The sequence below is a fragment of the Anaerococcus sp. HMSC068A02 genome, assembly GCF_001811125.1.
Lineage (GTDB): Bacteria > Bacillota > Clostridia > Tissierellales > Peptoniphilaceae > Anaerococcus > Anaerococcus vaginalis_C.
Genome location: NZ_KV803712.1, coordinates 20442 through 27947, shown reverse-complemented (window position 1 = coordinate 27947; position 7506 = coordinate 20442). Strand labels below are relative to the sequence as shown.

General features: G+C 25.8%; 6 protein-coding genes, 1 tRNA gene and 1 other RNA gene. 4 read left to right on the top strand and 4 right to left on the bottom strand.

Features of this window, described 5'->3' with window-relative positions:
• The first annotated feature begins 123 nt into the window (after nucleotides 1–123).
• Both HMPREF2782_RS01125 and HMPREF2782_RS01120 read left to right on the top strand, forming a co-directional pair.
• Nucleotides 124–1395, top strand: a complete 1272-nt coding sequence (locus HMPREF2782_RS01125; RefSeq protein WP_070640261.1) for a putative glycoside hydrolase — start codon at nucleotides 124–126, stop codon at nucleotides 1393–1395.
• Nucleotides 1396–1408: 13 nt separating this feature from the next.
• Nucleotides 1409–2038, top strand: a complete 630-nt coding sequence (locus tag HMPREF2782_RS01120; protein ID WP_070640259.1) for a transporter associated domain-containing protein — start codon at nucleotides 1409–1411, stop codon at nucleotides 2036–2038.
• Nucleotides 2039–2072: 34 nt separating this feature from the next.
• Here HMPREF2782_RS01120 and HMPREF2782_RS01115 read toward each other — a convergent pair whose 3' ends face one another.
• Nucleotides 2073–2918, bottom strand: coding sequence for a helix-turn-helix domain-containing protein (locus HMPREF2782_RS01115; RefSeq protein WP_004838945.1), 846 nt, complete (start codon nucleotides 2916–2918; stop codon nucleotides 2073–2075).
• Between the two features lie 174 nt (nucleotides 2919–3092).
• On the opposite strand from HMPREF2782_RS01115, the gene HMPREF2782_RS01110 reads away from it, so the two are divergent.
• A complete protein-coding gene (locus HMPREF2782_RS01110; protein ID WP_070640257.1) occupies nucleotides 3093–4733 on the top strand; it encodes a GlgB N-terminal domain-containing protein in 1641 nt (546 codons plus the stop codon).
• Between the two features lie 25 nt (nucleotides 4734–4758).
• Here HMPREF2782_RS01110 and cbpB read toward each other — a convergent pair whose 3' ends face one another.
• The 3 genes from cbpB to HMPREF2782_RS01095 all read right to left on the bottom strand — a co-directional run bounded on the left by cbpB (nucleotide 4759) and on the right by HMPREF2782_RS01095 (nucleotide 5647).
• Nucleotides 4759–5226 carry a cyclic-di-AMP-binding protein CbpB gene (gene cbpB, locus HMPREF2782_RS01105; RefSeq protein ID WP_070640253.1) on the bottom strand — a complete coding sequence of 156 codons (468 nt, stop codon included), beginning with the start codon at nucleotides 5224–5226 and terminating at the stop codon, nucleotides 4759–4761.
• 64 nt (nucleotides 5227–5290) lie between these two features.
• An RNA gene (gene ffs, locus HMPREF2782_RS01100) (signal recognition particle sRNA large type) lies at nucleotides 5291–5557 on the bottom strand.
• Nucleotides 5557–5647: transfer RNA gene (locus HMPREF2782_RS01095), tRNA-Ser, on the bottom strand. Before HMPREF2782_RS01095 ends, ffs begins: the two co-directional genes overlap by 1 nt.
• A 106-nt stretch (nucleotides 5648–5753) precedes the next feature.
• Here HMPREF2782_RS01095 and dnaX point away from each other — a divergent pair.
• On the top strand, nucleotides 5754–7505 hold the full coding sequence (gene dnaX / locus HMPREF2782_RS01090) for a DNA polymerase III subunit gamma/tau (protein ID WP_070640251.1): 1752 nt from the start codon (nucleotides 5754–5756) through the stop codon (nucleotides 7503–7505).
• Nucleotide 7506: the final 1 nt, after the last annotated feature.

Here is a 7506-nt window from a genome sequence, read left to right as displayed (position 1 = left end):
GCAGTAAGAGAAGGTGGAAGAACAGTTGCATCAGGAGTTGTTTCTAAAGTAATTCAATAATATAAATTTAGGGCGGGTCTTTTAGACTTGCTCTTTTTTTATCTATTTTAGCTAGGAGTTTATATGAAAAATAAAAAAATATTTCTATTGTTTTTGCTCATAATTTCTATTAATTTTTCTTCTTGTTCATCAAGTAAAAATAATAAAATGAGTGATAATAGTTCATCTTCAAATATAACTTCTAATTTAAGTGAAAATAATAAGAAAGATAAGAAACCAACAGGAGAGGCTTATCTTGTTGGAGTTACACCTGATGATTATAATATGGATTATGATACATCTAGACTTAAATCTTTAAATGAAAAGAAATCTAAGTATTATCCTAAAGATGGTGTTAAGGGAATTTATATTAATGCTTATTCAATAAATAATCCAAAGTCCTTTAAGAAAAATCTTGATTTGATTGATAGCACTAAGTTAAATACTGTTGTTATTGACATAAAGGATGATTGGGGAAATATTACTTGTGATTTTAAATCTGATAATAAAGATATAAAATATGCTACTGATAAAGTTATTGATGCTGAAGATTTTATAAATAAAATGCATAAAAAAGGCATATATGTTATTGGTAGGATTACCACTTTTAAGGATTCTGTTATTACCGAAAAACATCATGATTGGGGATTTAATTTGGATGATGGTTCTTTGTGGACAAATGGACTTGATGAAGCTTTTATGAATCCTTATTTGGATGAGGTAAGAAATTATAATTTGAAAATTGCTGAGCTTGCAGCAAATGTTGGTTTTGATGAAATTCAATTTGATTATGTAAGATTTGCAGAAGGTTTTGAAACTTTTAATGAAAAATTGGATTATTCAAAAGGAAAATGGGAAAAAATTCAAAAAAAAGATGAGGATAAGAGGGTTGATGCCATTACTAGCTTTGTAAAAGAAGCAAGGGAGATGCTCCAAGCTTATGATACTCCTTGTGGAATTGATGTTTTTGGTTATTCAATGCAAGTTGGAAAAGCTGGGGGAATTGGTCAAGATTTTAAAGAAATATCTAATCAAGCTGATGTTATGAGTTCTATGATATACCCTTCTCATTGGGGACTTTATTCTTTTGATATAGAAAAACCTGATCTTGAACCTTATGAATTAGTTAAAAGATATTTAAAAGAAGAACAAAAAGAATTATCTAAGATTGAACACAAACCAAAATCAAGACCATGGATTCAAGATTTCACTGCATCTTGGATTGGTAAAGGAAATTATATGGTTTATGATGCTAAAGCTGTTGAGGCTCAAATTAAAGCAATTTACGATAGTGGTCAAGATGAATTTTTAATTTGGAATTCAGCGTCTAAATATACTGAAGGTGTAAGTTACTAAAAAGTAGGATTTTATGGGAAAAAAAATAAAAGATATAATAGATAAGGGCATAAAAATAATTGAAGTTTTAATTTGTTTGACTATTTTGCTTACTTTATTATTGTCCGTACCAAATTTAATTAGATATTCGATTGATATTGTACAAACTTTACAATTAAGGCAAAATTATGAGCTATTAAATGAATTTTTGAAGTATGCCCTTCTTTTGGTAGTAGGAATTGAGCTAATAGAGATGATAATTACTAGATCTCATGAAGCTATTTTAACTTTGATTTTGTTTGTAATTGCAAGAAAAATGCTTTTGTATTCTGTTGATTTAATTGATATTTTAATTGGATCTGTATCAATTGGTCTTATTTTTGCTATTATTAAATTTGTTGTAAAAGATGATAAATTGATGGCGAAAATCGACAATACTTATTCTGCAGCAATGACTGTAAGGCAAATTAAAAAAGAATACAAATTAGATTTACCTCAAGATATGTCAAATACTTTGGGCGGTTTAGTTTATGAAATTGCAAAGATTGAAGGAATTGACGAGGTAAAAGAAAACACAAGATTGATTTATGGCTCTTATAAATTTAAAATTATAAGTATGAAAGATGGAGTAATTGAAAGAATTAGAATTGAAGAATTGAAATAAAAAAATCATTAGCCTGAATGTGGCTAATGATTTTTTAAATTCTGTGATTTTTTCTAAATTGTGATGGAGTTATACCAACTTTTTTTCTAAAAACTTGGTTAAAATAAGATTGTGAATTGAAACCAACGATTGATGAAATTTCTTCCATTGAATGGTTTGTGCTTATTAGTAAATTTTTAGTTACTTCTATTCTTTTTAAAATTAAATAATCGATTGGTGTAACTCTGTATGATTGCTTAAATTCTGCAATTAAATGGAATTTATTCATAAATGCCATTTTTGATAGGCTTTCTAGTTTTATATCTTCAGAATAATTATTGTCGATGAAATTTTTAATATAATCAATTTGTTTATTTATTTTTATATCATTTGTTATTTCAAAATCATTTTTATATTTTCTAAGTAGGGAGATAACAAATTCGCTAGCCTTGGCGTTTGCCATAGATTGGGCAAACATATCTCCAGAATTAAATTCATCGTGAATTGTATTAAAAGAATCTATAAAATAATCCTTATTTTCTTCTATATTTTTAAATATGTATTTGTCTTCTTCTAAGCTGTCGTCATTTTTGATATTTTTTACAAAAATACTATCAACACCAAAAGAAATAAAAGTCAAATTTTCATTTTCGTTTGAATAAATGCTATGACCAACATTTGAATTAATTATAAAAAAGTCGTCTTTGCTGGTATCGATAATCTTATCTTCAATTGAAAATTTTCCCTTCCCATCTAAAATATAATAAAACTCAGTAAAGGGATGAAAATGAATCCTAGAGTTTATTTTATCAGAAGAAGAAAATTGTTTTGCATATAGCACTTTAAGGTAAATACTTTGCACAGTTACACTTTCGTTTTCATTTTTATCTAAAATTTCCATAAATCTTGTCCTTTTTAATTTATTTATATATACATTATACAGAAAAAAGCCTTTTACTACAAGATAAATTTTGCTATAAGCTAAGAATTTAACTTTGTGATATAATATATTAAATAAATCATTATTAAAAATATAATTAATAATGTGAGCAATAATATATAGAAAGGAAGAATGATGGATACTAGAAAATATTTGGAAGGTAAGGGATATGATGGTTACAAATTTTTTGGAAATCACAAAAAGGCAAATAATTCATACATATTTAGAATCCTTGCCCCAAATGCAAAAAATGTTTATATAATAGGAGATTTTAACTTATGGACAGAGGAAAAACTTAGAAAATATTCTACGGGTGTTTTTTCAAAAACTATTAAAAATGTTAAGGAATTTGATAAATATTTGTACGTAATAGAAAATGAAAATGGGAAAAAATATTATAAATTAGACCCATACGCTAAATTAATTGATAAGGAAAATGAAAATTCTCTTGTCTATGATAAATCTTACAAATTTTCTTACAAGTACAAAAATGAAAAAAATCTAAATATATACCAAATGAGTGCAAAAAATTTTGATGGGAAAATTTTTGAAGATAAAAAAAATATGGATAAATTTATCCAATATTTAAAAGAAAATAATTTTACCCACATCGATTTTATGCCTATTTTTGCAAATAGACTTAAAGAAGATTTTGCTTACGGCTCAAGTTTTTATTTTTCTATAAATGAAACCTATATTGAAATTGAAAAAATAAAATTATTTATAGATTTGTGCCATAAAAATAAACTTGGAATTATTTTTGAAATTGATATAAGCAGTTTTAACTCCTCTGAAAAATATTTAAACAAATTTGATGGCTCAAATATGTACAATTATGATTACGATGATATTTTGTATAATTATAGTGGATTAATAAACATAGATCCAACAAAAAATCTAGCAAAATCTTTTATTTTATCATTTGTAACTTATTTGATTAAAGAATTTAATATTGACGCAATTGCAATTGTAAATTTAGAAAATCTTATATTTTGGCAAGGGGATAAGTCAAGAGGATACAATGAAAATTGGCTAGGTTTTATAAGAAATATTAATAAATATATAAATGATTTAAATAAAATATCTATCGGTTTTTATAATTCAATTTGGAAAAACAACATAAGGGAAGATTTGGGATTTGATTTGATTTATGATAGAACTCTTGCAAAACTTATAAAAATAAATCAAAAAAATCCTTTTGAAAGAGCTAATTATTCTTATATAGTCAAAAATATTATAGAAAATGATTATAAGAATTATCTACTTGGATTTAATTATTTTGATAGCCTTAGTGAAGGGGCATCTCTTGCAATGAAAATGAACTCAAATGATAAAAAGTATGATCAATTAAAAACTTTGTTTTTATTAGTTTATACTTTAAATTCCAATAAAATGATTTTTTCATCAGATGAATTTGGATCCTTAGAAACTTTTAATTTTGATAAGAAAATCAATATTTTCAAACAAAATGAAAATGAAAAAGATTTTAATGAATTTTATAAAAAATTAAGCGATTTTTATATAAGAAACAAAAATTTATATGAAAATGAATCAAAGACAAAAATTCTTGAAATAGAAGGATACTCTTTGTATGCATTTAAAAGAATATATAAAAACAAAGAATATCTGGTAATAATTAATTTGACAGATTTGGAATATAAAATAGATTTGCCAGAAAAAATAGAAAAAGTTTTAACAAGTTATAATGAAAATTATCACAGTAAAAATAAATTATATATACCAGCCTTTGGCTCAGGAATTTTTAAAATAAAATAAAAAAGGGAGAAGATTTCTCCCTTTTTTATAATTTCTTAATTAATTTGTACTCATTTTCTAAATTATGAGCTATATTTGTAAATCTTTCCAAAATAGTTTTTCTTGTAATTATTCCAACAAAATATCCATTTCTATGAGTTATACATATAAAATTATTATTTATTATAAGTCTTAAAACATCTTCAAGATCAGAATCATCAAATAATATTGGAACAATTTGGTCCATAACTTCGCTAACTTTTGTTTGTGTTAGTATTTCTTCATTAAAAAATGTTACATCTTCTGATGAAATTACAATTTTTGAAATAGAAATAAGACCTCTAACTCTGTCATTTTCATCAAGAACAGGAATTGTTTGATAAGATCTATTTGATAAAACAATAATCGCATGTAAAAGTGTATCATTTTCTCTAACAACTGCAACTTCGCTAGCTGGAGTTATAATGTTTGCCGTAGGTTGATTAAATAATTTTTTTAGATTTTCTCCAATCATTTTTACTCCTTCTTAAAAAAATAGCCTTTTGTCAAAACAAAAGGCATTATAGAGTATATTATGTAAGCACACCCAAGCTCGTAAATTAAAATCTATACGTTACTCAAACAGCCAGCTCATGATAGGTGACCTTACGGCACATAAGAAGATCTACTTAATGCTGCTACGTTCCCGTCCTGACATGGTTCATAGTTTCCTATTGCGTAAGACCCATCAATCAACACCGCTTATTTGAGGCAGACTATATATTTTAAAATCCTAACTTGGGAATTCAATCCTGCTATAGCGGATTGCAGGTTACAAGGCACCGCTAACTCCCCATCTAGTGCATGGCGGAGAGCAAGGGATTTGAACCCTTGATACACTATCAATGTATACACGATTTCCAATCGTGCTCCTTAAACCACTCGGACAGCTCTCCATGCTTACAGATTAAAACTATACTTTAAAATTGAAAAATTTCAAATTAATTTAAAAATTAAAAAAATATTTTCACTATGGTATAATCTTTAGGGAAAGGAATTATTATGGCAAAAGCTTTATATAGAGAATATAGACCCCAAAAATTTTCTGATGTTTTGGGACAAGATAGGGTTGTAAATGTTTTAAAAAATCAAGTTAAGTCTGGGCAAATATCTCACGCATATTTATTTGCAGGAGAGAGAGGATGCGGAAAGACAACTTGTGCAAAAATTTTTGCTAAGGCAATTAATTGCCTTAATCCAATCGACTCATCACCTTGTGGTGAATGTGAAAATTGCAAATCAATAGAAGAAGAATCAACAATGGACGTTGTTGAAATGGATGCAGCAAGCAATAGAAGAATTGACGATATTAGAAATTTAAAAGAAACAGTTGTTTATCCGCCAAATAATTTAAAATACAAGGTTTATATTATTGACGAAGCTCACATGATTACAAGAGAGGCTTTTAATGCCCTATTAAAAATTATGGAAGAGCCACCAAGTCATTTGGTTTTTATTCTAGCAACAACAGAAATTGAAAAAATTCCAAAGACCATTTTGTCTAGAGTTCAAAAATTTGAATTTAACAAAATTGGTAGAGAAGATATAATCAAACAAATTGATATAATTTTATCCGATAGAAATATTACAATCGAACAAGAGGCAAAAGAGCTTATTGTAAAAAAAGCAAAGGGTGCTATGAGAGATGCTCTTTCGATTTTAGATCAAGTTTTATCAATTGACAAAAATAATTTTACATTGAAAGATGTAGAAAACATTTTGGGCCTTGTTGATTTTGAATCATTGGATAAATTAATATCTAATATAATTTCATATAATCAAAAAGATTCCTTGGACTTGCTTTTTGATTTAAGAAATAATAACAAAGATGACAAGGATATTTTAGATGGGCTTGTTGGATATTTTAGAGATATTATGATTTATAAGACAAGTCAAAATCAAAAATATATTGAAAATTTAGATTATTTGGATTTGATAAAGGAAAAAATAGAAAAAATCTCATCTGATAGGCTAGTATCCTACTTGGAAATTTTAAATGATTATTCAAATAGGATGAAAATATCTGATAATTCAGCCTTGCTTATGGAAATGGCGATTTTAAGGCTAATTAATTTAAAAGATGATGAAAATATTTTATCAAGATTAAAAAAATTAGAAGAAAATAATTCTTCAAATTCAATAGATATTATAAATAAATTAGTAGATAAAAAATTTGAAAATATTAATCTGGATAATTTTATAAAAAATTCTAAACCTAGCCTAGATTATGAAAAAAAAGAAGAAAAAAATATTGAAAAGCTTGATAAAAATGAAAAAATATTTGAAGAAAAAAATAAGGATATAGAAAATAAAGAAATTGATAATAAAATAGAAGAAAATTTTGAAAATAAGCATAGTGATAATGAAGACATAGAAAGTGAAAAAACATTTGAAAATATAAGCTTAGATAAGGAAGAAGAAAATATATTTTTAAATGAATTTACCTCATCTTGTTCGCCTATTTTAAAAGTTTGGATAAGGGACGAAGGATTTAATTATGATATAAATGTTGACATTTTTACAATTTATTTTACTAATAATTTATATTATCAATTTTTAGAGGGCTCAAAAGCAAAAATTAAAGAAATTTTAAAAAATGTAAGTGGAAGAGATTTTACCATAAAGGTATCAAGTATTGACAAAAAAAAATCTAACAAGAATAATAGTATAAGAGAATCAAAAAATGATTCGAATGATGATGTGATGAAAAAACTAGAAAAAGTTTTTGGAAATAATTTAATAATTGAAGAATAAA